General features: G+C 72.7%; 22 protein-coding genes and 1 tRNA gene. 7 read left to right on the forward strand and 16 right to left on the reverse strand.

Annotated features, from left to right (window positions below; translation table 11 throughout):
- Window positions 1-16 precede the first annotated feature (16 nt).
- Genes rdgB through murI form a run of 3 tightly spaced genes read right to left on the reverse strand, consistent with a single transcriptional unit; the run spans window position 17 to window position 2,206 of the window.
- Entirely contained in the window at window positions 17-610 is a 594-nt protein-coding gene (rdgB, locus tag G8E01_RS08785) for an RdgB/HAM1 family non-canonical purine NTP pyrophosphatase (protein WP_166318627.1), read from the reverse strand.
- Entirely contained in the window at window positions 607-1,341 is a 735-nt protein-coding gene (rph, locus tag G8E01_RS08790) for a ribonuclease PH (RefSeq protein WP_277343622.1), read from the reverse strand. The genes rdgB and rph overlap by 4 nt, the downstream gene beginning before the upstream one ends.
- Before the next feature lie 37 nt (window positions 1,342-1,378).
- Window positions 1,379-2,206, reverse strand: coding sequence for a glutamate racemase (gene murI / locus G8E01_RS08795; protein ID WP_166318630.1), 828 nt, complete (start codon window positions 2,204-2,206; stop codon window positions 1,379-1,381).
- A gap of 50 nt (window positions 2,207-2,256) precedes the next feature.
- Between murI and G8E01_RS08800 the strand changes: the two genes are divergently transcribed.
- Window positions 2,257-3,579, forward strand: coding sequence for a nicotinate phosphoribosyltransferase (locus G8E01_RS08800; RefSeq protein WP_166318633.1), 1,323 nt, complete (start codon window positions 2,257-2,259; stop codon window positions 3,577-3,579).
- A gap of 1 nt (window position 3,580) precedes the next feature.
- On the opposite strand, the gene G8E01_RS08805 is transcribed toward G8E01_RS08800, so the two are convergent.
- The 3 genes from G8E01_RS08805 to G8E01_RS08815 are packed head-to-tail and all read right to left on the reverse strand — an operon-like array spanning window position 3,581 to window position 6,376.
- Window positions 3,581-3,847, reverse strand: coding sequence for a DUF3039 domain-containing protein (locus G8E01_RS08805; RefSeq protein ID WP_166318636.1), 267 nt, complete (start codon window positions 3,845-3,847; stop codon window positions 3,581-3,583).
- 49 nt (window positions 3,848-3,896) lie between these two features.
- The gene (locus G8E01_RS08810; protein WP_166318639.1) at window positions 3,897-5,435 is read right to left on the reverse strand and encodes a hypothetical protein; all 1,539 of its coding nucleotides are present in this window, start codon (window positions 5,433-5,435) and stop codon (window positions 3,897-3,899) included.
- The gene (locus G8E01_RS08815; protein WP_166318642.1) at window positions 5,411-6,376 is read right to left on the reverse strand and encodes an ATP-binding cassette domain-containing protein; all 966 of its coding nucleotides are present in this window, start codon (window positions 6,374-6,376) and stop codon (window positions 5,411-5,413) included. Before G8E01_RS08815 ends, G8E01_RS08810 begins: the two co-directional genes overlap by 25 nt.
- A gap of 223 nt (window positions 6,377-6,599) precedes the next feature.
- Between G8E01_RS08815 and G8E01_RS08820 the strand changes: the two genes are divergently transcribed.
- Window positions 6,600-7,295, forward strand: coding sequence for a phosphocholine cytidylyltransferase family protein (locus G8E01_RS08820; protein WP_166318645.1), 696 nt, complete (start codon window positions 6,600-6,602; stop codon window positions 7,293-7,295).
- Between the two features lie 63 nt (window positions 7,296-7,358).
- On the forward strand, window positions 7,359-7,637 hold the full coding sequence (locus G8E01_RS08825; protein ID WP_166318648.1) for a hypothetical protein: 279 nt from the start codon (window positions 7,359-7,361) through the stop codon (window positions 7,635-7,637).
- Between the two features lie 5 nt (window positions 7,638-7,642).
- Here the strand turns inward: G8E01_RS08825 and G8E01_RS08830 are convergent, their stop codons facing one another.
- Both G8E01_RS08830 and G8E01_RS08835 read right to left on the reverse strand, forming a co-directional pair.
- Entirely contained in the window at window positions 7,643-7,948 is a 306-nt protein-coding gene (locus G8E01_RS08830; protein ID WP_155047554.1) for a helix-turn-helix domain-containing protein, read from the reverse strand.
- Between the two features lie 74 nt (window positions 7,949-8,022).
- Window positions 8,023-9,252, reverse strand: a complete 1,230-nt coding sequence (locus G8E01_RS08835) for a CDP-glycerol glycerophosphotransferase family protein (RefSeq protein ID WP_166318651.1) — start codon at window positions 9,250-9,252, stop codon at window positions 8,023-8,025.
- A gap of 52 nt (window positions 9,253-9,304) precedes the next feature.
- Between G8E01_RS08835 and G8E01_RS08840 the strand changes: the two genes are divergently transcribed.
- Window positions 9,305-10,414 (forward strand): glycosyltransferase family 2 protein, encoded by a 1,110-nt coding sequence (locus G8E01_RS08840; protein WP_166318654.1) that lies wholly within the window; start codon window positions 9,305-9,307, stop codon window positions 10,412-10,414.
- 4 nt (window positions 10,415-10,418) lie between these two features.
- Here the strand turns inward: G8E01_RS08840 and G8E01_RS08845 are convergent, their stop codons facing one another.
- From G8E01_RS08845 to G8E01_RS08855, 3 genes are read right to left on the reverse strand one after another with little or no spacing between them, the layout of a single operon-like run.
- On the reverse strand, window positions 10,419-11,855 hold the full coding sequence (locus G8E01_RS08845) for a CDP-glycerol glycerophosphotransferase family protein (protein WP_166318657.1): 1,437 nt from the start codon (window positions 11,853-11,855) through the stop codon (window positions 10,419-10,421).
- Window positions 11,852-13,096 (reverse strand): CDP-glycerol glycerophosphotransferase family protein, encoded by a 1,245-nt coding sequence (locus G8E01_RS08850; RefSeq protein WP_166318660.1) that lies wholly within the window; start codon window positions 13,094-13,096, stop codon window positions 11,852-11,854. The genes G8E01_RS08845 and G8E01_RS08850 overlap by 4 nt, the downstream gene beginning before the upstream one ends.
- 49 nt (window positions 13,097-13,145) lie before the next feature.
- Window positions 13,146-14,579 carry a S1C family serine protease gene (locus G8E01_RS08855; RefSeq protein ID WP_166318663.1) on the reverse strand — a complete coding sequence of 478 codons (1,434 nt, stop codon included), beginning with the start codon at window positions 14,577-14,579 and terminating at the stop codon, window positions 13,146-13,148.
- A 106-nt stretch (window positions 14,580-14,685) separates the two neighbouring features.
- Between G8E01_RS08855 and G8E01_RS08860 the strand changes: the two genes are divergently transcribed.
- Window positions 14,686-15,900 carry an aminotransferase class I/II-fold pyridoxal phosphate-dependent enzyme gene (locus G8E01_RS08860; protein ID WP_166318666.1) on the forward strand — a complete coding sequence of 405 codons (1,215 nt, stop codon included), beginning with the start codon at window positions 14,686-14,688 and terminating at the stop codon, window positions 15,898-15,900.
- Here the strand turns inward: G8E01_RS08860 and G8E01_RS08865 are convergent.
- The gene (locus tag G8E01_RS08865) at window positions 15,870-16,682 is read right to left on the reverse strand and encodes a carbon-nitrogen hydrolase family protein (protein WP_166318669.1); all 813 of its coding nucleotides are present in this window, start codon (window positions 16,680-16,682) and stop codon (window positions 15,870-15,872) included. The genes G8E01_RS08860 and G8E01_RS08865 overlap by 31 nt on opposite strands.
- A gap of 104 nt (window positions 16,683-16,786) precedes the next feature.
- Here G8E01_RS08865 and G8E01_RS08870 point away from each other — a divergent pair.
- Window positions 16,787-16,863: transfer RNA gene (locus G8E01_RS08870), tRNA-Met, on the forward strand.
- Between the two features lie 143 nt (window positions 16,864-17,006).
- On the opposite strand, the gene G8E01_RS08875 is transcribed toward G8E01_RS08870, so the two are convergent.
- On the reverse strand, window positions 17,007-19,961 hold the full coding sequence (locus tag G8E01_RS08875) for a UPF0182 family protein (protein WP_166318672.1): 2,955 nt from the start codon (window positions 19,959-19,961) through the stop codon (window positions 17,007-17,009).
- A gap of 43 nt (window positions 19,962-20,004) precedes the next feature.
- Window positions 20,005-21,129 (reverse strand): S16 family serine protease, encoded by a 1,125-nt coding sequence (locus G8E01_RS13055; protein WP_166318675.1) that lies wholly within the window; start codon window positions 21,127-21,129, stop codon window positions 20,005-20,007.
- A 157-nt stretch (window positions 21,130-21,286) separates the two neighbouring features.
- Between G8E01_RS13055 and G8E01_RS08885 the strand changes: the two genes are divergently transcribed.
- Complete coding sequence (locus G8E01_RS08885) at window positions 21,287-22,675, forward strand: zinc-dependent metalloprotease (RefSeq protein WP_166318677.1); 1,389 nt, start codon at window positions 21,287-21,289, stop codon at window positions 22,673-22,675.
- 822 nt (window positions 22,676-23,497) lie between these two features.
- On the opposite strand, the gene G8E01_RS08890 is transcribed toward G8E01_RS08885, so the two are convergent.
- A complete protein-coding gene (locus G8E01_RS08890; RefSeq protein WP_166318680.1) occupies window positions 23,498-25,207 on the reverse strand; it encodes a UvrD-helicase domain-containing protein in 1,710 nt (569 codons plus the stop codon).
- Window positions 25,204-26,100, reverse strand: a complete 897-nt coding sequence (gene nudC / locus G8E01_RS08895) for an NAD(+) diphosphatase (protein WP_166318683.1) — start codon at window positions 26,098-26,100, stop codon at window positions 25,204-25,206. Before nudC ends, G8E01_RS08890 begins: the two co-directional genes overlap by 4 nt.
- Window positions 26,101-26,139 lie beyond the last annotated feature (39 nt).

The raw sequence follows: 26,139 nt of genomic DNA on the forward strand, positions 1-26,139 counted from the left end.
CGATATGGCAGGACGCCTACAGCGCCGCGAGGATCGGGGCGAGCGCCTCCAGGGCCCGCGCGCGATGGGACACGACGTTCTTCTCGGCGGCGCTGAGCTCCGCTGCCGTGCGGTCAGAACCTTCCGGCACGAACACGGGGTCGTATCCGAATCCCCCGTCGCCGCGCGGCGCGGTCGCGAGGCGCCCGGGCCAGATGCCCTCGACCGTGGTCTCCTCGCCCGTCGGACGGACCACGGCGATCACGGAGGTGTAATGCGCGGCCCGATCGGCGGGATCCGTGAGGTCGGAGAGCTGGTCCAGCAGGAGGGCGAGGTTCGCGCCGTCGTTTTTCGCGTGCCCCGCCCAATACGCCGAGAACACGCCGGGCGAGCCCCCGAGCACGTCGACGCAGACGCCCGAGTCGTCCGCGAGCGCGACGAGCCCGGTGTGCGCCGCCGCGGCGCGCGCCTTGATCAGCGCGTTCTGCGCGAAGGTCGTGCCGTCCTCGACCGGCTCGGGCCCGTCGTAGCCGACGACCTCGATGTCGGGGCGGACCCGCGCGACGATGCCCTGCAGCTCGGCGACCTTGTGCGCGTTGTGCGTCGCGAGCACGACGCGCGGTCCGCTCACGCCTGCCCCGCCAGGGCCGCGCGCTGGAGCGCGGTGAGGTCGGCGCAGCCCTTCGCGCCGAGCTCGAGCAGACGGTCGAGCTCGGCCTTATCGAACGGCGCGCCCTCGGCGGTCCCCTGGACCTCCACGAACGACCCGGACCCGGTCATCACGATGTTCATGTCGGTCTCGGCGCGCGAGTCCTCCTCGTACGGCAGGTCGAGCATGGGCGTGCCCCCGATGATGCCGACGGAGATGGCCGCGACGCTGTCCGTCAGAGGCGTCGCCTTCTTGCCGATGAAGCCCCGCTCGCGGCCCCACTCGATCGCGTCGGACAGCGCCACGTACGCGCCCGTGATGGACGCGGTGCGGGTACCGCCATCGGCCTGCAGCACGTCGCAGTCGACGACGAGGGTGTTCTCCCCCAGCGCCTTCGTGTCCACGACCGCGCGCAGCGCGCGGCCGATGAGCCGCGAGATCTCGTGTGTGCGGCCGCCGATCTTGCCCTTGACGCTCTCGCGCTGCGAGCGCTCGTTCGTGGCGCGCGGGAGCATCGCGTACTCGGCCGTGACCCAGCCTCGCCCTTGCCCCGCGAGCCAGCGCGGCACGCCGTTCGTGAAGCTCGCCGTGCACAGCACGCGCGTGCCGCCGAAGCTGATGAGGGCGGATCCCTCAGCCTGCGCGCTCCACCCGCGCTCGATCGTGACGGGCCGCAGCTCGTCGTTCTGCCGGCCGTCGTGGCGCATGGTCATCTCGTGTCCCTTTCGGTCGTGGGGTGAGCGGATTCGCTCACGCGCGCAGTTCGCGCAGGTCGATCTGGCCCGTGCGCAGGAGGCGCACGTCGCGCACCTCGGTGCCCAGGAGCCGGTTGGCGAGGGCGACGAAGCCGCGCGAATCCGCGCCCGTCGCCTCGTAGGTATGCCGCGGCGAGGCGTCCGCGGCCGCGAGGAGGTCGCGGCTCACGAGCTCGCGGAACACGTCCTTCGCGGTCTCGCTGTCGCTCGAGACGAGCGACACGCCGGGCCCCATGATGTAGCTGATCGCGCCCTTCAGGAACGGGTAGTGCGTGCAGCCGAGCACGACGGTGTCGACGCCCGCGTCGACCAGCGGGGCGAGGTACTCCCCCGCGACGGCGAGCAGCTCGGGCGAATCGGTGATGCCGGCCTCGACAAAATCCACGAACCGCGGGCAGGCCGCCGCGTGTACGTGCGTGCCGGGCGCGATCGCCAGCATGTCCTGGTAGGCGCCCGACGCGATCGTTCCCTCCGTGCCGATCACGCCGATGCGCCCGGAGCGGCTGGTCGCGATCGCCGTGCGCACCGCGGGCCGGATCACCTCGACCACCGGCACGTCGTAGCGCTCGCGAGCGTCGTGCAGCAGCGCCGCGGACGCCGTGTTGCAGGCGATCACGAGCATCTTGACGCCCTGATCCACGAGCGTGTCGAGCACCTCGAGGCCGTACTCGCGCACCTCGGCGATGGGGCGCGGCCCGTAGGGCGAGTGCAGGGTGTCTCCGACGTACAGAATCGACTCGCGCGGGAGCTGATCCCGCACGGCGCGTGCGACGGTGAGTCCGCCGACGCCCGAATCGAAGATGCCGATCGGCGAGTTGTCCACGACCCCAGCCTACGCGGCCTGGCCCGCGCGCCGCGGATAGAGTGGCGTGCATGAGTGCCTCGACGGCCCTGCTGACGGACCGATACGAACTGACCATGCTCGACGCGGCCCTACGCGACGGCAGCGCCGCCCGGCGGTGCGTCTTCGAGCTGTTCGCTCGGCGCCTGTCGGGGGGACGGCGCTTCGGGGTCGTCGCGGGCACCGGGCGCTTCCTGCAGCAGCTGCGGGAGTTCCGCTTCGGCGACGAGGAGCTGCGCTTCCTCCGAGACGAGCGCGTCGTCGCGGACGCCACGATCGCCTTCCTCGCGGACTATCGCTTCCGCGGGTCCATCACGGGCTACCGCGAGGGCGAGCTGTTCTTCCCGGGGTCCCCGATCCTCACGGTCGAGGGCACCTTCGCCGACGCCGTGATCCTGGAGACGCTGGCGCTCAGCGTCCTCAACCACGACTCGGCGGTCGCGACGGCCGCCGCGCGGATGAGCATCGCCGCCGGCGACCGCCCGCTCGCCGAGATGGGGTCGCGCCGGGCGCACGAGCGCTCGGCGGTCGCCGCCGCCCGCGCGGCGTACATCGCCGGGTTCACCTCCACGAGCAACCTCGAGGCCGGACGGGCATGGGGCGTGCCCACGATGGGCACGGCCGCGCATGCGTGGACGCTGCTGCACGATTCGGAGGAGGACGCCTTCCGCGCACAGGTCGCCTCCCTCGGCGCGGACACCACGCTCCTCGTCGACACCTACGACGTGGCGCGCGGCGTCGAGCGCGCCGTGAGCGTGGCGGGCCCGGCCCTGGGCGGGGTCCGGATCGACTCCGGCGACCTGCCGCTGGTCGCGGCCGACGTGCGGGCCCAGCTCGACGCCCTCGGCGCGCGCACGACATCCATTACGGTGACCAGCGACCTCGACGAATACGCGATCGCGGCGCTCGCCGCGAGCCCCGTCGACGCGTACGGCGTGGGCACGTCGGTGGCCACGGGATCCGGCTACCCGACCGCGGGCCTCGTGTACAAGCTCGTCGCGCGCGAGGACGCCGCGGGCAGATGGGTGCGGGTCGCCAAGACCGCGGAGGGGAAGGCGTCGCACGGAGGCCGCAAGCACGCCTCCCGGCGGCTCGCTGACGGCGTCGCCACGCACGAGGTCGTGCGCGTCGCGGCGTCGTTCGAGACCGCGGCCGACGCGCTCCCCGACGCCGATTCGCGGGCCCTTGAGGTCCCGCTCGTGACCGCGGGCGACATCGACACCGCGTACGAGGGTGCCTCGGGCGTCGCGGCCGCGCGCGCCCACCACCGACGCGCGCGGGCCGAGTTGCCGATCCGCGCGCAGGCCCTGAGCAAGTCGGATCCGGCGATCCCGACCGTCTATCGGGACGCGTGAGTCACGACGTCAACGACGCGTAGATCTCCTTGCAGGTGGGGCACACCGGAAACTTCTCCGGGTCGCGGCCCGGCGTCCACTTCTTGCCGCAGAGCGCGCGCACGGGCTTGCCCGTGATGGCCGACTCTACGATCTTGTCCTTCTGGACGTAGTGCGAGAAGCGCTCGTGATCGCCCGGCTCCTGGGTCTCCTCGCGAATCAGCTCCTCGAGCTCGCGGTCGAGGAGGGCGGTCCCGCCCTGGTCGGGGGTGTCGAGTGGCGTGCTCATGGATATGAGTGTAAATGCCGGGTACCTGCGCGGGGCCGGAGCGCGCGGATCACCCCGCGTGGAGCGCGAGTTCCATGAGGCGACGCCCGCGCCGCGTGAAGCACAGGGAGCCGATCGCGATCCCCCCGGCGGCCGCCGCGAGCCCCGTGACGACGCCGAGGACGAGCGCGAAGCCCGCGGATCCGCCGAAGCCGAACACGACCCGGCCCGCCTCGACGAGCGTCGGGGCGGAGACGAGAACGGTCACCACGAGCGCGCCCGCCGGCGCGAGGACGCCGCGCGCACCCTGACGTTGCGGCTGACGGAACGGGCTATCGCCGGGGCGCGCCACGGGATACGGCCACGCCGCCGAGGTCACGCTGGAGACACCGACCGCGGAGAGGAAGAGGGACAGCGCGACCCCCACGAGCGCGCCGAGGTTGTGCCATTGCCCCGCGAGCGTCGCCGTGAGGGCGATCGTCGCGGCGAGCACGGGCAGTGCCAGCAGCGCGACCGGGACGAGGCGACCGACCCGGTCGGCCGCGCCGCGCACCCCCGCGACGATGTGCATCCACAGCGCCTCGGAGTCGTAGGCGAGGTCGTTGTGCGCGATCCAGCCGAGGAAACAGGCGACGATGGGAAGCGGCACGAGCGCGGCGGTCTCGGGCGGCATGCCCGCGACGATCAGCGGGATCACCGGCAGGACGCCAGCGATCGGCACGATCGCGAGGTTCGCGAGGTACCGCACGTCGGTTGCCCAGTACAGGATCGAGCGCGCGCCGATCGCGCCCGTCGCGGTCGCCGGCAGCATGGCGAACCACCCGAGCCGCCGATCGCGCCGCGACGGGGCGATGTCGGCATGGAAAAACGCGCGGTGCACGACGAGGCCCCACACGGCGAGGCCGGCGGCGAGGGTGACGAGCGCGACGGCGAGCGCGGCAACGGATCCCCCGGCGGCCGCGGCCGCGGCCCCGATCGGAGACAGCGCCACGACACCGGCGGTGGCCGAGAGCAATGGGGGCACGCCGGCGGCGGCCTCGCCCAGGGCGATCGATGAGGCAACGAGGGGCACGCCGGCGGCGATCGCGGCCAGCGCCACGAGCACGCGGATCTCGCGCGATCGGCCCGCCGCACGCACGCGATCCGCCGCGGCGAACCCGATGCGGGCGGCCACCACACAGGTCGCGACGTGCAGGGCCGTCGCCCCGACCGCGAGTCCCGCCGGCGCGTCCTGCGCGATCGCGGCCGCGATGTCGAGCCCGAGCGCGGCAGCGACCGGTACGCTGACGAACCCCGCGAGCGAGGTCGTCGCCGCGGTCGCGCCGGGCGACAGCGGAAGGTGCGCGAACGCGCGCGCGTCGAGGGGATCCCGGCGGTCGGTCAAGAACGGCCCGGCGAAGAACGCCAGCACCACCGCGGCGCCGGCGCCCACGGCGGCGACCCCCACCAGGTCCGCGGGCGCCCCGCGCGCGCCGATGACAGCCGCGGCGACAATCGCCGCATACGCGAGCGCTCCCGCCGCCGCGAGGGCGATCCGCCCGCCCCGGGCCCGCCCGCGGAGTGGAGCGAGGAGGGCGTGGGCCCTCAGGAGGACGACGTGTGCAACCACTCGAGCGCGCCCCCCTCGGCTCCCGCACCACTCAGGTCCACGAAGCGCTGCTCGAGGGTCATCTCGCCCCGCACCTCGTCCACCGTTCCCTCCGCGAGCACCTGTCCCGTGACGAGCACCGCGATGCGCGAGCAGACGGTCTCGATGAGGCTCATACTGTGCCCGGACAGGATGACGGTGCCGCCGCCGTCGACATAGCCGCGCAGGACGCCCATGAGGCGCGCGGCGGAGACGGGGTCGACCGACTCGAAGGGCTCGTCGAGCACGAGCAGGCGGGGCGCGTGGATCATCGCGCACGCGAGGAGGATCTTCTTCGTCATGCCCGTGGAGTAGTCGGACACGGCCCTCCCCATCGCGGGGCCCAGGTCGAACGACGCCGCCAGGTCATCGGCTCGCGCGCGCGCCGTCGCGGCGTCGAGGCCGCGCAGCGCTCCCGTGTAGTGGAGCAGCTGTCGGCCCGTCAGGCGATCGAAGGTGCGCATGCGGTCCGGGAGCACGCCCATGAGGCGCTTGGCCTCGCGCGAGCGGCCCACCGCGTCGACGCCGAAGACCGATACCTCGCCCTTGTCTGGGCGGATCAGGCCCGAGATCATCGAAAGCGTCGTCGTCTTGCCCGCGCCGTTCGGACCGACCAGGCCGTAGAAGGAACCGGTCGGGACGGTGAGGTCGATGCCAGCCACGGCCGGCTCGCCGCCGTAGGTCTTCACCAATCCCCGCAGCTGCAGCGCTGCGTCAGGGACGGGGGTGTCGGGCGAGACGACAGCGTCGTCCGGGACGACCTCGCTCTCCCGATCCGGGGCGTGCGGCGCCGCGCCCGCCGTGCGCGCGGCGTCCTCCGCCGCGAGCCGCCGCGCGGCGTCGCGCGCCGACTCTCCCGGACGCGGCGGGCCCGTCCGGTCACCGCTCGCATCGTTGCGCTTTTTCCCCGACGTGATCACCACGCCCCCAACCTAACAACGGGCGAGCGCGATCCTGCGGGACCGCCCGCGTGCCGCGCGAACCGCGGCGGATCCTGATGATCCGCCCGATGGTCCGGAAGTTTTCGCGACCGGACGGTAGCATCTCCCTTGACCGGGGGTGAACTCCGCGTGAACGCCGGACATCACCGATGCGCTCGCGGATCCGCCTGAGGCGGCACGCCCCTAGATCAAAGGAGTCATGAGCATGAGCATCCAGACCGTCATCCTGGCCGCGGGCATGGGGACCCGCCTCGGCCGCGAGCTGCCGAAGTCGCTGACGCCCCTGTCCGACGGCCGCACGATCATGCAGCAGCAGCACGACAACATCCGCGCCGCGTTCGGCGACGCCGCACGCATCACGACCGTGGTGGGCTATCGCGCCGAGACCATCATCGACGCGTTCCCCGACGCCGGCTACGTCCACAACGAGCGCTACGACCAGACAAACACCTCGAAGAGCCTGCTGCGCGCGCTCACGGCAACGGGGCGCGGCGGCGTGCTGTGGATGAACGGCGACGTCGTCTTCGACCCGCGGGTTCTCGGGCGCGCCATCGCGCACATCGAGGCGGAGCAGTCCTTCGTCACGGTCGACACGGCGCAGGTCAGCGACGAGGAAGTCAAGTACACCCTCGACGCGCACGGGTTCGTTGCGGAGCTGTCGAAGACCGTCGCGAACGGGGTCGGCGAGGCCGTGGGGATCAACTACGTCTCGCGCCACGACAAGCGCGCGCTGATCCAGCACCTCCAGCGCGTCGACGACCAGGACTACTTCGAGCGCGGCCTGGAGCTCGCGATCGCGGAAAGCGGCGTACGCGTGGCCGCCATGGACATCAGCGACCTCTACGCCGTCGAGGTTGACTTCGCCGAGGACCTCGAGCGGGCCAACCGCGTCCTCTCGTAAGCGGCGAAGACACAGGACCCCCGACACGCGTCGCGTGTCGGGGGTCCTGTTTACGCTCGGGCCATGAGCCCGCACCCCGTCTACGCCGTTCCCTGGACCGTGGTCCGCGACGGAGCGCACCCCGTTCTGCGCAACAGCTCCGACGAGCCGCTCGCCTACGTCCGCACCGTGCTCGCCAACCCCGCCGCGGGGCCGCCCGTCGGCGAGCCCTGGGGGCTCGTGCTACCGGGCGACGAGATCGACCTGTGTCTGTGCGATCTCGACGCGGATAACGTCACCGTCAGCGTGGCGTGGCAACCCCTCGGCACCGAGGCCGAGCTGGTGTGGCAGTTCGTGCCGTAGGCGCGTCAGTAGATCGCGCGCCGCCGTCGACGCTCGGGAATCTCGGAGAAGCCGTACGGGTAGCGCCCGTTCTGGAGGTCGGCGGGGTCGAGGCCGGCGACGAGCTCCCCGACGTCGACCTCGAGCGCCACGGCGATCTGTAGCAGCGTCGAGATCGTCGGGTTTCCCTCGCCGCGCTCGATGCGCTGGAAGTTGGTCAGGTCCATGTCCGCGCACTCCGCGAGCGCACGCGCGCTCACCCCCGCGCGCGAGCGAAAGCTCGCGATCCGCCGCCCAATATCGCGGGAGACGGCGGAGTGTTTGGGGGCCATTCCCTCATCGTTCAGGAACCACCGCTCCCATATGCAGGCACAAAAGCTGTCGCTTTTACACCACGGTTCGCGCGCTACGACGACGAGCGCGCCGCCCAGTCTTCCCACCGCTCCATGAGGGTTTCGATCGCGGCATGGAAGCGTGCGGACGGCGCGCCCGGCGAGGTGTCCCCGAAGTAGTGCCGGACCCACGACTCGAGGCGCGCGGACGCGTCCGGATCGCCCGCGAGCCGATCGACCGCGTCCACGATCCGCGCAGCCTCAGCGCCGTCCAGCCACTCGCAGTCGCCGAGGTAGCCGGCCGTGTCGACCTCCGCCTCGGCGGACACGGGGCGCGTGATGAGCATCGGCCGTCCCGTGGCGAGCCGGTCGTACACCATGGCGGAAATGTCGACGACCGCCACGTCGGCCGCCGCGAGCTGCCACCCCAGGTCCGGGCCGTCGTCGTACACGTGGCCCGCCGCCGGGTCCTCGGCGTTCGCGGCCTCGATCGCGCGCACGATGCGCACGTTCGCCTCCCCGTACTCCGGGTCCACGACGCCGCTGCGCGGGTGCGGGCGGTACACCAGGCGGAAGCGCGGATCCGCCAGGAGCGCGGCGACCAGAGCCTCGCCGTGCGAACGGATCGAGCCGTACGCGGCCTGCGCACGGTCGCCCTCCCACGTCGGCGCGTAGAGCACGACGGTGCGATCGTCGGCCGCGAGCGCGATGCCCTCCGCGAAGTGGTCGGCCTGCGGACGCCCGATCTCGATCGTCCGCCGATCCAGGTCGGCGTCCCAGAGTGCGCGTTCCAGGCGCTGGCGCGCCGCCTGCCCCGCGATCAGCGCGTAGTCGTACGCCTTGAACTGGTTCGTCGTCATGTACATCTTGTCCGACTCGCCGTGATTGATGAACACGTGCCACCGGCGGCCGTAGCGGAACATCTGGAAGTTGCGGGTGTTCTGATTCACGTACAGCACGACGCGGATGTCCTGCTCGCGCAGGAAGGCCTCGATCGACCGCACCTCGGGCACGAACGCCACCGGCAGGGCGCCGTCGGCGAGCAGCGCGCGCGCACCAGTCGCCTGCCGCGACATCACGACGACGGGCCACGTTTCGGCGAGGCGCTGCAGCGGCCGGTACCACTGGCGCATCTGGTACATATTGACGTCGCCGTCGGCGAAGTACACCGCGACACGGAACCGCCCCGCGGGCAACGGGCCGGCTGCGGCGAGCGTCCGGCGAACCTCGCGATGCGCCCGCCGGGCGTCAACGGCCTTTCGAACGAGAGCTACGGCCTTTTTCGCGTCGTTCAGCACTGCCACGGCCACAAGGGTAGCTGTGCGTTCTGCGCGACCCCCGTGGGATGATCGACGAATGCGTAACGATCCCCGCCCGGAGGGCACTCGGCAGCGTTCCCGCGACGCTCCGGAGGTCGCCCCGGGCTCGGGCGTGTCGTTCGTCATGCCCGTGCTCAACGAGCGCGCGTACCTCGCGCGCGCCGTCGCCTCGACCCTCGCGCAGGACGTCCCCGGCCCCCTGGAGCTCATCCTCGCGCTCGGGCCGTCCACGGACGGCACGACGGAGCTCGCGGGCGAGCTGGCGGAGCGCGACGCGCGGATCCGCCTCGTCGACAATCCCGCCGCCGACATCCCGGTCGGGCTGAATCGCGCGATCCGGGCGAGCGTGCACCCGACGATCGTGCGGGTCGACGCGCACTCCGAGCTCTCGCCCGGTTACACCCGGCGCGCGCTAGAGACGCTCGCACGCACGCGCGCGGGGAACGTGGGCGGCACGATGCGCGCGGAGGGAGACACCCCGTTCCAGCGCGCCGCGGCGCGCGCCTACAACTCCCCGATCGGGCTCGGCGGCGGCGCGTACCACGCCGGCGGCGAGGAGCGCGAGGCCGAGTCGGCCTACCTCGGCGTCATGCGCCGCAGCGTGCTCGACGAGGTGGGACTGTTCGACGAGACGATCCGTCGCGGCGAGGACTGGGAGCTGAACCTGCGGATCCGCGGCGCGGGATACCGCGTCATGTTCGACCCTGAGCTGTCCGTGACCTATCGGCCCCGCGAGAGCTGGGGTCGCCTGGCGCGCCAGTTCCTCGCCACGGGGCGGTGGCGCGGCGAGCTCGTGCGCCGGTACGGCACCCGCAACTCCGTGCGGTTCTTCGCACCCCCCGCCCTCGTCGTCGCGGCCGCGACCTCCGGCGCGGTCGGCGCGCTCCAGGCCACGCGCACGCTCCGCGGGGTCCCCGCCGCACTGGCCGCGCTCGCGCACCTGCCCGTCGCGGCCTATGCGGCCCTCGTCCTGGGTTTCGCGCTCGCGCGCGGGGCGGGCGGGATCCGGGAGCGCGCCTGGCTCGTCGCGGTCGTCCCGACGATGCACCTCGCCTGGGGCGCGGGGTTCCTCGCCGGCGTCGCGCGCGGCGCGCGCGACACGGTCGACACGTCGCGCCTGTCGGGCCGGAACACCCCGCTCCCCTGACGCCCTACCGCTCGAGCAGGCGCTGGTCCAGGATCCGCGCGACGACCCGCTCCGCGGCGCGCCCGTCGTCGCGGGCGTTGAAGCGCCGCCGCCACGCCCGGTAGCGCTCGCCAAATTCCGCGGGATCCGCCTCGAGCGCCTCGACGAGCGCGTCCTGCGACGTGACGAGCGGGCCCGGCGCGCGCTCGGCCAGGTCGAAGTAGAAGCCGCGCAGGTCCCCGCGGAAGTGCTCAAGGTCCGGCACGAGGAAGTACATCGGGCGACCCGTGACGCTGAAGTCGAACATGACGGAGGAGTAGTCCGTGATGAGCGCGTCGGCCGCGAGCATGACCCGCGAGGCGTCCGCGAAGCCCGTCACGTCGATGACCCGGGGGCCCGACGCGCTCTCGCCCGGCAGGAGCGTGCGGCTGTGCCCGCGGACGAGGACGACGGATCCGGTCTGCTCCGCGAGCCGCGCGGGGTCGACGAAGTCGACCATGCGCTCGCGATCGTCGCGCCAGGTCGGCGCGTAGAGCAGCACGCGCTCCTCGGCGCCGATGCCCAGGGCGCGGCGCGTGGCGCCGCCGTCGCCCGCGACGAGGGCGTCGTTGCGCGGGTATCCCTCGACCCACACGGGCCTCCGGAAGAACGCATAGGCGCGGGTGAGGGTCCGCGCCGCGTAGGGATTCTGGGCGAGCAGGACGTCCCACCGGCGCGATTCCTTGAGGACCGCCCCCCACCGGCGCGGCTGCCACCCCGGGCGATGCAGCGCAAGCCGCTTCAGCGGCGTCCCGTGCCAGGTCTGCAGGACGCGTTGTCCCGCGCGACGGGCGTACGTGCGGCGCAGCCAGTCGTTGACGACGAGGAGTCGCGCCACGCTGCGGGCGCGCCACCAGGCCGCCGTCCCCTCGACGACGGCGATCGCGCCGTCGGGCACCTCGACCGACAGGTCCACGACGCTCCAGTACCGCACGACCCCCGGCGCCACGCGGGCGAGCTCGCGGTCGATCGCGAGCGGGTTGTCGCCGGCCACGCGGCCGTAGAAGCTCTCGAAGAACGCGGCGTTCTCGAGCGGCGACGTGTGCGCGGCGTAGCGCCGCTCGAGCGCCGCGCGGGCCTCGGCGGACTCGAGCGACGGGTCGCGCGGCGGCCCCACCGTGACCGCATCGCCCGCGACCGCGACGCGCAAGTGATCGGTCAGGAGCATCGGCACGGATCCCGTGACGCGCACCCCGGGGATCCGGATCCGGTACTCCCCGGACGGTAACGGAAGGAGCGCGCCGCCCCAGCGCGCGGCGCGCAGCGGGAAGCGTGCCTTCCAGGTGCGGCCCCGGCCGGTCAGGCGCGCGCTGACGCTCGCGCGCGGCCCGTCGAGAACGGCCTCTTCCGGACGCTCCCCCTCGCCCGACACGACGAGCACGGTGCCGTCCTGATCGATCCCCTCGATGGTCGCCAGTCTCACGCGCGCCCCTCCCCGACCCTCGCGAGGATCTCCGTCAAAACCCGCCGCGCGTTGTGTCCGTCGCGGAACGCGTGGACCCGCGCGCTGAGGGCGCGCGCGCGATCCTGGGCGCGGGCGTAGGCGTCCGCATCTCCGAGGATCTCGTCGAGCCGGGCAAGAAGCGCGGACCACGTGCGCGGCGCGTCGGCGCCCGCCACGTCGGCGTACGCGCCGTAGAAACCGCGCCGGGCGGCGTAGTCCTCGAGATCCGGCGCCAGGAAGAGCGCCGGGACGTCGACGAGCGCGGCGTCGTACACGAGCGAGGAGTAGTCGGTGACGAGGGCGTCGATCGCGGGCAGCGCCGGCGTGATGTCCGGCAGCACGTCGGCCCCGAGCGCCACGACGCGATCCGTGGGCGTCGGCGGCTCGTAGGTGCCCGCGCCCAGGCGATGCGACCGCACGAGGAGCGTCGCGTCGTGCCGATCGAGCGCGGCCAGGATCGCGTCCCACTCGGCTCGCGACGGGATGGCGGGATCCGGATCCCCGTCCCGCCAGGTCGGCGCGTACAGCACGAGCCGCCGCAACCCACTTGTCCCCGGCGTGGCACGCGCGATCACCCGGCGCGCGCGGTCTTCGCGCTCACCCGCCGTTCCGCGCGACAGGACGTCGACGCGGGGCTCCCCCGTGACCGCGATGCGCGCGTAGGAGATGCCGAACGCCGACTCAAGGCGGCCGCGCACGAGGTGGCTCGCGGCGGGGAGGAGGCCGATGCGCTGCGCGGCGCCGCGATACATGCGTGAGACGAGCGCGCGCACGGCGCCGGACGACGGGAGAAAAGCGCTGCGCACGACCTCGGGCGCGTCGAGGCCGATGCGCTTGAGCGGGATCCCGTGCCACAGCTGCGCGACGAACGCGCCGGAGACCGCGAAAGGGTTGACGTCGCCGAATCCGTGGGTGACGACGAGCACCCGCGCGCGCGCCGTGATCCAGAAGCCGCGCCACGACATCTTCGCCGCGTGCGCCATGCCCCGCGCCTCTGCCTCGCGCGCCTCTGCCGCCGTCGTCGTCAGCCAGACCGCGTCGATGCCGCGCTCCCGCGCGACCTCCCACACCGCGAGCGCGCCGTCGCCGATCCCGGCGCCGCACCCGAAGGCCCAGCGCGAGCCGCGCGGGATGACCGCCGTCGCGAGGCGGCCGAGCCCGTAGAGCGGGAGCCGCGCGAGCTTCTGAGCGTTGCCCGCGCCAAAGGAAAAGGACGCCACCCTTGGAGCCTACTGGCCCCGGGCGGCGTCCCTCCTCACCGGGCGCGTGTCACTCGAGCGCGCCGAGGGTCACCTCGGTCTCCTGCTCCTCGCCGTCGCGCACGTAGGTCACGGTGGCGGCGCTCCCGGCCGCGGCCGCGCGCACCTGCGCCGTCAGGTCCACCGCGTCGTTCACGCGCACGCCGTTGAATCGGGTGATCACGTCGCCCTCCGCGAGGCCGGCCGCCTCGGCAGCGCCGCCGGAGACGACCTCCGCGACGTACGCGCCCGTCGTGGTCGTGCCCTCGACCGCCGTGGATGCCGACACGCTCGCGCCGAGGAGGCCGTGCGTGGCGGATCCTGTCTCGATGATCTCGTTCGCGACGCGCTCGGCGATGTTCGAGGGGATCGCGAAGCCCAGGCCGATCGAGCCGCCCTCCTCCGAGCTGGACGAGCTCGCGGTGGCGATCGCGACGTTGATGCCGATCAGGTTGCCCTCGCTGTCGACGAGCGCGCCGCCCGAGTTCCCGGGGTTGATCGCGGCATCGGTCTGCAGCACGGCGATCTTGATCGACTCCGTCGCGCTCTGCTGCTGCTCCTCCTGGCCCGGCAGGTCGAAGAACCAGGGGCTCTCGCTGCCCTCCTCGCTATCCTCGCCCTGCGAGTTCGTCGAGTCGCCCTCCGGAGCGGCCGACGAGGCGATCTCGATCGAGCGGTTCAGGTTGCTGATGATGCCCGTCGTCACGGTGTTCGACAGGCCCATCGGCGCGCCGATCGCGACGGTCGTGTCGCCGACGTTCAGGTCGGACGAATCGGCGAACTCGATGGGGTCGAGCCCGCTCGCGCCCTCGAGCTTGATCACCGCGAGGTCGTACGTCGGATCGGTTCCCACGACGGTCGCGTCGTAGATCGTGCCGTCGGATCCGGTCACCTGCAGCTGGGCGTCGCTCGTCGCGCCGCCGAGGGTGACGACGTGCGTGTTGGTGAGCACGTACCCGTCCTCGCTGAGGACGACCCCGGATCCGCTGCCGCTCGCGCTGCCGTCGCTGGCTGCGGCCTGGATCGTCACGACGCTCGGGAGCGCGGCGGCGGCGACCGCGGCGGTCTGGTTCACGTCGTCCGGGTTGTTGATCGTCACGCTCTGCGCCTCGGTCGCCGACGACGAGGACGAGCCCTGGCCTCCGCTGAACAGCGAATTGCCGAGCCATGCCCCGCCGATGCCGGCGCCGCCGCCGATGAGGGCGGCCGCGAGGAACAGGGCCGTGACCTTCGTGCCCGCGCCCGACTTCGTCTTCTTGGGCGGCGTCGAGGCGGGCGGCGCCCACTCGTAGGCCTGAGTCGCCGCGGGGCTCTGCGCGTACCCGCTCCCCTGCTCGCGGGGCGCGGCCTCGGGCGACGGGCCGCCGGAGGATGCGTGCTGCGGTGCGGGCGATGGCTGACGAGCGGCCTCGGCCGCCGAGCGCTCGGGAAGCGGGGGAAGAGAGGGACCGCTGTCGTTGCTCATGGCTGCTCCTTTTGACTGGTTCCCCCAGCGTGCGCGGTGAACCTTTGACCGACCTATGTCCAGCGTAGGTCGTCTCTCAGAAACCGGCCGCGCCTACGCTGGGGGCATGACGACTCCTGCCGGCGCGTGGCGCCGAACCGCCGTCGGCGCCGGGCTGCTCGGGCCGAACGGCGAGGTCTCCCCCACGATCTTCGCGGAGATGACGGCGCTCGCGGTCGCCGAGGACGCCATCAACCTCGGTCAGGGGTTCCCGGACGAGGACGGCCCGCGTGAGGTGCTCGACGAGGCGCGCCGCGCGATCGCGGATGGCGAGAACCAATACCCCCCGGGCCGCGGCATCGCGCCGCTGCGCGAGGCCATCGCCGCCCACCGCGCGCGCTTTTACGGCCTGGCGGCGGATCCGGACACCGAGATCATCGTGACGGCGGGCGCGACCGAGGCGCTCGCAGCGACGCTCCTGGCCCTGTGCGACGGCCCGGACGACGAGGTCGTCGTGTTCGACCCGTGCTACGACGCGTACGCCGCGACGGTCGCGCTCGCCGGGGCCCGGCTGCGGCGCGTTCCGCTGCGGTGGCCGGATTTCGCGCCGGATCTCGACGCGCTCGGCCGCGCCGTGACGGACCGCACCCGCATCATCCTCCTCACGGACCCGCACAACCCGACGGGAACCGTGCTCACGGACGACGCCCGCCGCGAAATCGTGCGCCTCGCGGAGCGGCACGACGCGCTCATCGTGACGGACGAGGTATACGAGCACCTCTCGTTCGGGGCCCCGTTCCGCCCCATCGCGCAGATTCCGGGGGCCGCCGAGCGCACGATCTCCATCTCATCCGCCGGCAAGACGTTCCGGACGACGGGGTGGAAGGTGGGATGGCTCATCGCCCCCGCCCCGCTGGCGACGGCGATCCTCACCGTCAAACAGTTCCTGACCTACGCGGGCGGGACGCCGTTCCAGTCCGCCATCGCCCTCGGTCTCGCCCTGCCGGACCGCTACTTCGCGGAGCTGGCGGGGTCCATGGCCGCGGCGCAGACCGCGCTCGGCGGCGCGCTCCGCGGCGCCGGGTTCGAGGTCTCGGCGCCCGTGGCGACCTATTTCACGGTGGCGGATGCGGCGGGCGTGGGCGGCGCGGACGCCGCCGCGTTCTGCCGCGCGCTCCCCGCGGCCATCGGCGTCGCCGCGGTTCCCCTCGCCGCGTTCGTCGCGGACGAGCACCGCGCCTCGTACGCCTCGCTGGTGCGATTCGCGGCGTGCAAGCGGCCCGCGGTCATCACGGAGGCCGCCCGCCGCCTTCAGCGGCTCGGATCGGCCACGACCCGGTAGCGCCGAAGCACCAGCGCGGGGTTCGCGGCGCGCACGGCGGCGATCGTCTCGCGATCCGCCCACCCCATCACGAGGCCGGGCCCGGGCCCCAGAGCGGCGATCGTGACGCCGGACGGATCCGCCAGCCGCGACGCCCCCACGCCGACCGGAGCGGGGTGGTCGGCCGCCGCGACGAACATCGTGTTCTCGATCGCGCGCGCCGCGACGAGCGTCTCCCAGTGAAACTCCTTCAGCGGCCCCCGCACCCACTCGGCGGGCACGACCGCCACGTCCACGCCCGCGTCCGCGAGGATCCGGGCCGACTCGGGGAACCGCAGGTCGTAGCACGTCATGAGGCCGAAGCGGAGGCCGCCCACGACGAAGGTCTCCGGCGGCCCGAGCGCGCCCGGCGCGATGTGGTCGCTCTCGCGCTCGCCGAAGGCGTCGTAGAGGTGCTGCTTCCGGTACACGGCGAGGACACCGGATCCGTCGACGGCGATGACGGCGTTGCGCACCCGATCCCCGGGGGCCTCCTCCACGAGCCCCGCGACGATCGTCACGCCCGTCTCGGCGGCGATCCCCGCGAGCCGCGCCGCGAACGGGCCGTCGAGCGGCTCCGCATGCGCCGGGAGGGTGCCATCGAACGGCGTCACGAAGTAGCTGGAGTACTCCGGCGCGACGAGGACGCCCGCCCCGCGGGCTGCCGCCTCCTCCGCATACGCCGCGATGGCGGCGGCGTTTTCCTGCGGATCCGGCCCGGGGGCGAACTGCGCGAGCGCGATGCCGACGGCGGGGGTTGTCATGCGCCCATCCTCGCACGCACAGCCGGCGCTCAGACACGCCCGGACCGCGCTCGGAGGCGCTCGATTTGCCCTTCGTTCAGGGGCTGGTAAAGTAATGGATGTGCCGCGGGGTGGAGCAGTTCGGTAGCTCGCTGGGCTCATAACCCAGAGGTCGTAGGTTCAAATCCTGCCCCCGCAACCAAGTCGGAAGGCCCGGATCCTGATTCAGGATCCGGGCCTTTTGCGTTCCGCATGCGCGCGGCGCCGTGCTCATCCGGTCGCACGACACAGGGCCCTCCGCGCGCCGGTGATCGGCGTGCGGAGGGCCCTGTGTCGTGCGGCGGACTACTCCGACAGCTCGAGCAGGCGCTCGATCGCGTCCGTCAACTGCTCGTCGGCCTGCGCGTAGGCGACCATGTCGTCGTCCGCGAGCGCCTGCTGCTTGGCCGAGAGCGCCTCCTGCGCGTCGGCCAGCGCCTGCTCGTACGTGTCGGTCGACGGCGGGGCAGGCTGATCCGTGGATCCCTCGTCCGTGGATCCCTCGTCCGTGGCTCCCTCGTCGGTCGCGCCCTCGTCCGTTGTCCCCTCGTCGGTCGTCTCCTCCCCCGTCTCGGGGTCGACGGGGGTGATGTCCTCGTCGCCCGTCTCGGCGCCGGAGTCGCCGCCGAACAGCGCGTCCAGCGCCTCCGCGAGGGTGTCCTCGAACGCGAGCTCGTCGCCGAACGCCACCAGCACCTTGCGCAGCAGCGGGTAGGAGGTGTCGCGCGAGGACTGCACGTACACGGGCTGCATGTACAGCAACCCGTCGCCGACGGGGAGCGTCAGCAGGTTGCCCAGGCTGACGTTGGAGTCACCGATCTGCAGCACGTTCAGCTGCTGGGCGATCTCCTGGTTCGAGTCGAAGTTGTTCTGCACCTGGCCCGGCGCGGGAACGGTGCTGGCCGACGAGATCTCGAGCATCCGGAGCGTGCCGTAGTCGTCGCGCACCGTGCCCTCCTCGTCGCCCGCGTTTGAATCGACCGAGAGGTACCCCATGAGCACCTGGCGCTCGCCGCCCTCCGGGATGAAGGTGGTGAACATCGAGAACGTCGGGTCGTCCTGGCCCGGCATCTGCATCGTCAGGTAGTACGGCGGCTGGAGCTCGTCGTTGTTCGTCGGATCCGCCGGCGTCTCCCACGCGTTGTCGCGCTGATAGAACGCGTTCGCGGTGTCGACGTGATAGGTCCCGAGCATCGAACGCTGCACCTTGAACAGGTCGGTCGGGTAGCGCACGTGGCTCATGAGGTCGCCCGACATCTCGCTGATGGGCTCGATGGTCGCCGGGTAGATGTTCTGCCACGTCTCGAGCACCGGGTCCTCGTCGTCCCACGCGTAGAGCGTCACGGATCCGTCGTACGCGTCGACCGTCGCCTTCACCGAGTTGCGAATGTAGTTCACGTCGTCGATGAGGAGGTTCGGCTGCGGGTTCGACGAGTCGCTGATCGCCTGTGACAGGCTCGTCTGCGTGGAGTACGGGTAGGTCGCGCTCGTCGTGTACCCGTCGATGATCCACACGATGCGGCCGTCGACGACGCTCGGGTACGGGTCGCTGTCGAGCGTCAGGTACGGCGCGACCTTCTGCACGCGCTCGGCCGGGTCGCGGTCGTAGAGGATCTGCGAGTCGGCGTTGATCTGGTCCGAGAACAGGATCTGCTCCGACTGGAACTTCAGCGCGTAGAGCAGGCGGTGGAAGTAGCTCCCGACGCTCGGGCCGCCGTCGCCCTCGAAGGTCGTGCGCGTCTGGTTCTCCTCGCCGGATCCCGTCGCGTAGTCGAGCTCCACCGGCTCAGCACCCTCGGGCGCGCCGACGATCGAGTACGTGGGCGACTGCTCGCCGAAGTAGATACGCGGCTCGTAGTCCTCCTCCGTGAGGAAGCCCGAGGACGGGATGTCGCCCTCGATGAAGACGGGCTCGCCCTCGCCGGTGCGCTCGTTGCCCTTGGCGGCGACCATGCCGTAGCCGTGCGTGTAGGTCATCGTCGTGTTGACCCAGCTCTGGGCGTCGGATCCGAGGCCCGACAGGTCGAGCTCGCGCAGCGAGACGACGGTGTCCTGCATCTCGCCGTCGATCTCGTAGCGGTCGACGTCGAGGGTCTCCTGGAAGCCGTAGTACGGCCGGTACTGCTGCAGCTGCTGAACCGTCGGGCTGATGATGGCCGGATCCATCAGGCGCAGCGACGCGGTCGTCGCGGCGTCGTCGCGCAGCTGGCCCTGCTCGACCGTGGTCTGGGCCGTGTAGTCGGTCGTCTCGATGCCGTCGAGGTCGTATGCGGCGCGCGTCGCGTCGACGTTGCGCTGGTAGTACTCGAGCTGCAGCGCGCGCTCGTTCGGCGTGACCTGGAAGGTCTGCACGCCCCAGGGCAGGCCGACGGTGACCACGAGCGAGGTCACGATGAGCAGGCCCGTCGCCACGAGCGGGTAGCGCCAGCGACCGAGCCAGGCCGTGATGAGGAACAGCACGGCCACGAGCGCCGCGACGACCGCGAGGATCGTCTGGCCCGGGATGAGCGCGTTGGCCGCGACGTAGTCGGGGCCGGTGATGCGGCCCTGCGGCGTGACGAGCGACGCGAAGCGGTCGAGCCAGATGCTCACCGCCTGCAGAAGCAGGTACAGGCCAGCCGTCACGGCGAGCTGGATCCGCGCGGGGCGCGAGATGCTGAGCTCGCCCTGGCCGACGCGGACGGAACCGTAGAGGTAGCACACGAGCGCGGTCAGCAGCAGCGAAATGATCACGACGCCCGAGGCGAAGCCGACGAGGCCCTGCCAGAAAGGCAGGTCGAACAGGTAGAACGACGTGTCGAGCCCGAACTGGGCGTCGGTCTCGCCCGACGCCACGCCGTTGAGCCACATCCAGGTGGTCTCCCACTGCGCGGACGTGGCGAAGCCGGCGAAGAAGCCGAACAGGACGGGGATGCCCCACATGCCGAGGCGCCGGAGCGGCTCCACGACCTCCTGGTAGCGATCCAGCTGCGAGCTCAGACGCGCGTACACGGGTCGCATGCGGTAGGCCAGGTTGATCGCCACCCACAGCGGCACCGCCATGCCCACGAACCCGACCACGAACATCACCACCCGGGCGATCCACTGGGTCGTCAGGACTGAGCTGAAGCCCAGCTGACGGAACCACAGCAGGTCCGTGTAGAGGTTCGCCATCCCGAACAGCACCGCGAGAAGCACGGCAATCGTGACGACCGTCGCGATGACGATGCGCCTAGTCGGGGAGGACGATGTGGCCGAGTTCTGCGTCGAGTTCGTGGTCACGCTTCCATCCTACGTGGGAGCGGGGCCCGCGGATCCGCGCCGGCTACTCCGCCGCGCAGGCCGGCAGGTCCTCCGGCGCCCCGGCGGCGATCGCGTCCACGGCCGCGAGGGCGTCGTCGAGGGTTCCGACGCGCACGACCTGCAACCCCGACGGTACGTGGCCGACGACCTCGTCGCAGTTCTCCTCGGGCGCGAGGAAGTACTCCGCGCCGGCGTCGCGCGCGCCGTAGAGCTTCTGCCGGATCCCGCCGATCGGGCCGACCTCGCCCGTCGCGGTGATCGTGCCGGTGCCGGCAATCGGCTCGCCGCCCGTGAGCTCCTCGGGGGTGAGGACGTCGATGATGCCGAGCGCGAACATCGTCCCGGCGCTCGGGCCGCCCACGTTGTCCAGCTGGATCGTGACGTCGACGGGGAGGTCGTAGGTCGTGCTGAGGCTGACGCCGATAATCCACGCGCCGTCGCGCTCGACGGGCGTGATCGTCTCGCTCGCGCGGGCGCCGTCGCGCTCAATCGTCAGCTCGACCGGATCCCCCTCACCCGCGCCGATGATCTCCTGCAGCTCGGACACGTCGGCGAGCTCCTGGCCGTTCGCGGCGACGATCCGGTCGTCGACCGCGAGGATCCCTTCGGCCGGCGCGTCCTCCGCGAACGCCGCGACCCGGATGTCGGCGGGGACCTCGTAGCCGAGCTGGGTGAGCGCCGCCGCGGCCGCCTGGCCCTGCGAGTCCGTCATGAGGGCGGCGTTCTGCTCGTCGCGCTCCTCGGTCGTGACGCCCTCGGGATAGACGGAGTCAAGCGGAAGGATTGCGCGCGACGGGTTCCCCCACGCGAGCGCGAGCTCCACCCAGGACAGGCGATGCTCGCGGTTACCGACGACCTGCACCGTCGTGAGGTCCAGCGCGCCCTCGGTGGGGTAGGTCTCCGCGCCGTCGACCTCGATGAGCGGCACGGCCTCCCCGTCGCCCATGTCGACCTCGCCGATCGTGTTGTAAACGGGACCCGGCTGCTGGACGACGTAGTCGGTCGGCAGGAAGCTCATGACGACAAGCGCGACGAGCGCCGCCGCGAGCCACGCGACGCCGCGCGCGAGGCGCGACGAGCCTCGGCGAGACGAACGGGAGCCGGGGGAATCGGCGTCGGTGGCGGTGTCGACCCTGTGCTCGGTCACGGAGCTCCTTTCGCGCGCCGCCCGGTCGCTCGCCGCGCTCGTTCGCGGGGGGCGTAAGACGCCGGCGGCGAGAAGCCGCCTGTCGGGGGACGCGTCCGATTAGCGTAGGACGTGATCGCACATGGCGCGCTGAGAGCGCGACGGAAAGGCGGCTGACGTGAGCGACGAGAACACCCCCGACGACGACTTCCAGGAGATGCTGCGGCGCCTCCTCGGCGGCGCCGACGGTGCCTCCCCCTTCGGCGCCTCCGGCATCGACCCCGAGCAGCTGGGGCGCATGGGCGTCGACCCGGCGATGCTGCAGCAGATGATGGGCGCGCTGCAGGGCGCCATGAGCGGCGCCTCGGAGGGCATCGACTGGGGCGCCACGCGCGTGGGCGCGCTCCACCTCGCGAATCAGTCGAGCCGCGGCATCGCCTCGACGCAGCGCGCCGATCTCGGGCAGGCGTTCCAGCTCGCCGACCTGTGGCTGAGCGAGGCGACCGCGCTCGACGCCACGGGTGAGACGCCGCGCGTCTTCACCCGGGGCGAGTGGGTCGAGCAGACCCTCGCGGTGTGGCAGGAGCTCGCCGAGCCCGTGGCGACGAGCATCGCGGACGCGCTGACCGGCGCGCTGAGCGCGCAGGCGCCCGAAGAGATGGAGGGCATGATCCAGGGCGCCCAGCGCATGCTCCGCGCCGTCGGCGGATCCCTCTTCGCGACCCAGCTCGGGCAGGTCGTCGGGCGCCTGTCGCTCGAGGTCGTCTCGGGCGGCGACGTCGGCATCCCTCTCCTCCCCGCGGGCATGGCGGCGATCCTGCCGCAGAACTTCGCCGACCTCGGCGACGGCCTCGAGATCCCGGACGACCAGCTCGCCCTGTACTTCGCGGCGCGCGAGCTCGCGCACGCGCGGCTGTTCAAGCACGCGCGCTGGCTCCGCCTTGGCGTCATGAGCCAGGTGACGGATTTCGCGCGCGGGATCCACGTGGACACGGACGCGCTCGAGGACCTCGCGACTCGCTTCGACCCGTCGCACCCCGAAGAGTTGCAGGGTGCCCTGCAGTCCGGCGCGCTCCTCCCCCAGCAAACCGACGCCCAGCGCGCCGCCCTCGCGCGGTTGGAGCACATGCTCGCGCTCGTCGAGGGGTGGGTCGACGTCGTCGCCGCGGACGCAACCTCGCGGGTCCCCAGCCTCGACCGCATCGCGGAGGTCACGCGACGGCGGCGCGCCGCGGGCGGTCCCGCCGAAGACGCGCTGGCCGCTCTCGTGGGTCTCGAGCTGCGACCGCGTCGCCTGCGCGAGGCCGCGGCCATGTGGCGCGCCGTCGGAGACGCGGTCGGCGCGTCCGCGCGCGACGCGCTCTGGGACTACCCCGACCTCGTCCCCACCCCCGAAGACATCGACGACCCGACCGCGCTCATCGCGCGCCTCGAGGCCTCCCTCCGCGGCGACAGCGCGCCGCGCGACGAGATGGACGACGCGCTCGACCGGCTACTCGCCGAGGCGGCCGGCTCGGACGAGAGCGACGATCAGGACGAGACGGGCGAGGGCCCTCGTCCCGTGTAGGGCGTGTCTTTCTCCTGAACGCTTCCCGGTCCTGGGCCGGGGACGCCGCGCTCGTCGGCGGGGTGCGCTGTGGATAACGCGCACGGCCCCGCCGGAGACGGCAGAATCTCGGCATGGCGATGCTGCAGATCGACCCGGCCTTCGCGCTTCTCTGGCGCGACGAACGCACCGTGCAGCTCGGCGCCCGGCCGGCGGTCGCCGTTCTCGTCGATCCGCCGTCCTGGCAGCTCGAGATGCTCGATGCGCTCGCCCGAGGCGTGCCGGGCGAGCGCGTGGCGGGGGTCGCGGCCGCATTCGGCGGCGACGCGGCAGGCGTCGCCGAATTCCTGACGACCGTCGGCCCCGCCCTCCGCGAGGTGCGCCCGGATCCGGCCGTGCACGTCCTCGCGGCGGACTCCGTGTCGCACGATGCCGTGCTCGGCGTGTGCGGGGCTCTCGCCGACGGCGGCTACGCGCCCGTCCGCGCGACGATCGGCGCGGCGACCGCACGGCCCGACCGCGTCGCGCTGATCGTGTGCGCGGAGATCGTTCCGCCGCACCTGGCGCACGAGCTGATGGCCCACGACATCGCGCACCTGCCGGTCGCCCTCGCGCCCCGCCGCGCCGAGATCGGTCCGCTCGTCCGGCCGGGCGTCACGGCCTGCCTCTCGTGCCTGTGGGAGCACGCCCGGGGCCGCGACGCCGCGTGGCCGCGGCTCGCGGCCCAGCTCCTCTCGCGCGCACCGGGCGCGGCACTCACGCGCACGCTCGGGTCCGTCGCGGGGTCGCACGCCGTCGCCCTGCTCCGCGACGGCGCGGCCGCACCGCCCCGATCCCGCTCCGTCAGCGTGACGGCCGAGCGCCGGACGTGGCGCTCGCACGCTCCTCACCCAGAGTGTCTCTGCCAATCTCCGCGGCGAACCGGGACGGAGCCCGCCCCCCTCGCCCGCCCGCGGCCCAGGACAACGACAGCGAGCGCTCCGCCCGCGTGATCCCCACGTAGGCGAGCCGCCGCTCCTCGTCCACCGCCTCCAGGCCCTGCGCGTAGGAGATCGGCATGAGGCCCTCGGCGAACCCGACGATGAAGACGTGGGGCCATTCGAGGCCCTTCGCGGCGTGCATCGTCGACAGGGTGACGGTCGCCAGCTGCGGCTCGTGCTGGTCCTTCGCGCGCGCCAGGAGATCGTCGGCGAAGGCGCGCAGGCTCGCACCGTCCCCGGCCGCTCGCGCGAGCGCAAGGATCGCCTCGCGCGCCTCCCACGCATCGCGGAGGGCGCCGCCCGCCTCCGGCGGCTCGTCGGTGTGACCGAGGCCGCGCAGGACGTCGCGCACGGTCTCCGCGAACGTACCCGAGCTCGGCGCCACGGCCGCCGCGCGGATGGCCATGATGGCCTGACGCACCTCCGGCATGTCGAAGAACCGCCGACCGCCGAGCACCGTCGTCGCCACGCCGGCGCGCGCCAGCGCCTGCTGCACGGCCGCCGACTGCCCGTGAGACCGATACAGCACGGCGATCTCGCTCGCCGGCACGCCGCCCGCGACAAGGGAGCGCACGCGGCCAGCGACGCCCGCCGCCTCCTCGTCGTCGCTGCCGTACGCCGCGACGCGCGGGGGGACGGGATCCGCGGGCGCGTTCGGCCCCGGCGACAGGCGTAGCGCGCCGGGCCTCCCGCGCATCAGCGCGTTGGCGACGTCCAGGATCGGGGCGGCCGACCGATAGTTCGTCTCGAGCCGCACGACGGTGGCATCGGGGAAGCGGGTGCCGAACTCAAGCAGGAAGCGGGCCTCCGCCCCCGCGAACGAGTAGATGGTCTGGCTGGCGTCGCCGACGACGCAGATGTCCCGGCGCGTCCCCAGCCAGAGCTCCAGGAGTCGGTTCTGCAGCGGGGACACGTCCTGGAACTCGTCCACCGTGAAATGCCGGTACTGTTCCCGGATCGCGAGCGCGACCCGCGGCTCCGACTCGATCATGCCCGCGCACGCGAGGAGCACATCCTCGAAATCGAGCTGTCGTCGCTCATCCTTGAGCTTCTCGTAGGCAGCCATCAGGTCGATCAGCGCGTCGCCCCGCACGGGGCCGACCGAGCGCCCCAGCACGCGATACTCCTCGAGGGTCCGCATCGTCACCTTGCGCCACTCGATCTGCGCGGCGATATCGCGCAGCGTGTTCGTGTCGGGGCGGATCCGCAGCGCATCGGCGGCGTGCGCGAGCAGGCGCACCTTGTTGTCGACGATCGTCGGGGCGGTGTCCCCCGCCACCGTCGGCCAGAAATAGTTCAGCTGCGCGAGCGCGGCCGCGTGGAAGGTCTTCGCCTGGACGCCCACGACGCCCATGGCGCGCAGGCGCCCGCGCAACTCCCCCGCGGCCTTCGACGTGAACGTCAGCGCGAGGACCCGCTGGGGGGTGAAGACCCCCTCCTCCACCCCGTGCGCGATGCGGTGCGTGATGACGCGCGTCTTCCCGGTCCCCGCGCCGGCCAGGACGGCCACCGGCCCGCGCACGATCTCCGCCGCCTCGCGCTGGCGCGGGTCGAGCCCCTCGAGCGCCGTCACGACGCGGAGGCGGCACGATCGTGCCAGGCGCGAATCAGCCGGTGCGCGACGGACACGCCGCCCGGCAGGGCCACGTCGCCCTCGCCGCGCAGCCCGCGCGCGACCTCCTCGCGCGAGAACCACCGCAGCGCGACGATCTCCTCGCCGTCCTCGCGGGCCTCGCCCGCGTCGACCACCGTGGCGTGAAACCCCAGCATGAGCGATCGCGGATAGGGCCAGGCCTGCGAGGCGACATAGCGCACGTCGCGCACGCGGATCCCCGCCTCCTCGGCGAGCTCGCGGTGCACCGCCTGCTCCGCAGTCTCGCCCGCCTCCACGAAGCCCGCGAAGCAGGAATACATGCGACCGCCCCACGCGGCGTTCGCCCCGAGCAGCAGCGCCTCATCGTCCGCGCGGGACACCGCGACGATGACGGCCGGATCCGTGCGCGGAAAGTGCTCCCGGCCGCAGCCCGAGCAGCGCCGGGACCAGCCCGCGGTCTCGAACCTCGTGAGGGCGCCGCACGCGGGGCAGAACGGCGCCGCGACGTGCCATCGCGCGAGAGCGACGGCGGAGACGGCGAGGTCGGTCGCCCCCGGCGCGAGCCGAGCGCCAACGTCGCGGAACGCCCCCCACCGCGTGCCCGAGGGGGCCTCCGCACCGGCGGGCACAGCCGCGAGGAGAACCGCGTTGCCGTCCTCCGCGCGCCCGAGGAACGCCCACGTGGCGCCCGCGGGCGCGGCGCCGACCGGCACGAGCTCGAGCGCGTCGCGGTCTGTCGCGAGCGCGAGCGCGTCCCCCGAGACCACGACGACCCGTGCATCGCCGCCCGCGCGTAGCCGCGCGAGCAGGCCCTCGTCGGTGCGCTCCGCCGCAGAGGCATCGACGCGAACGTCCGGCATCTGAACCGTCATCGACTCCCTCTCTCTGGGGCGTGGCGTGGCGCCCGAGGC

The organism is Microbacterium excoecariae (assembly GCF_011326725.1).
GTDB classification, from domain to species: domain Bacteria; phylum Actinomycetota; class Actinomycetes; order Actinomycetales; family Microbacteriaceae; genus Microbacterium; species Microbacterium excoecariae.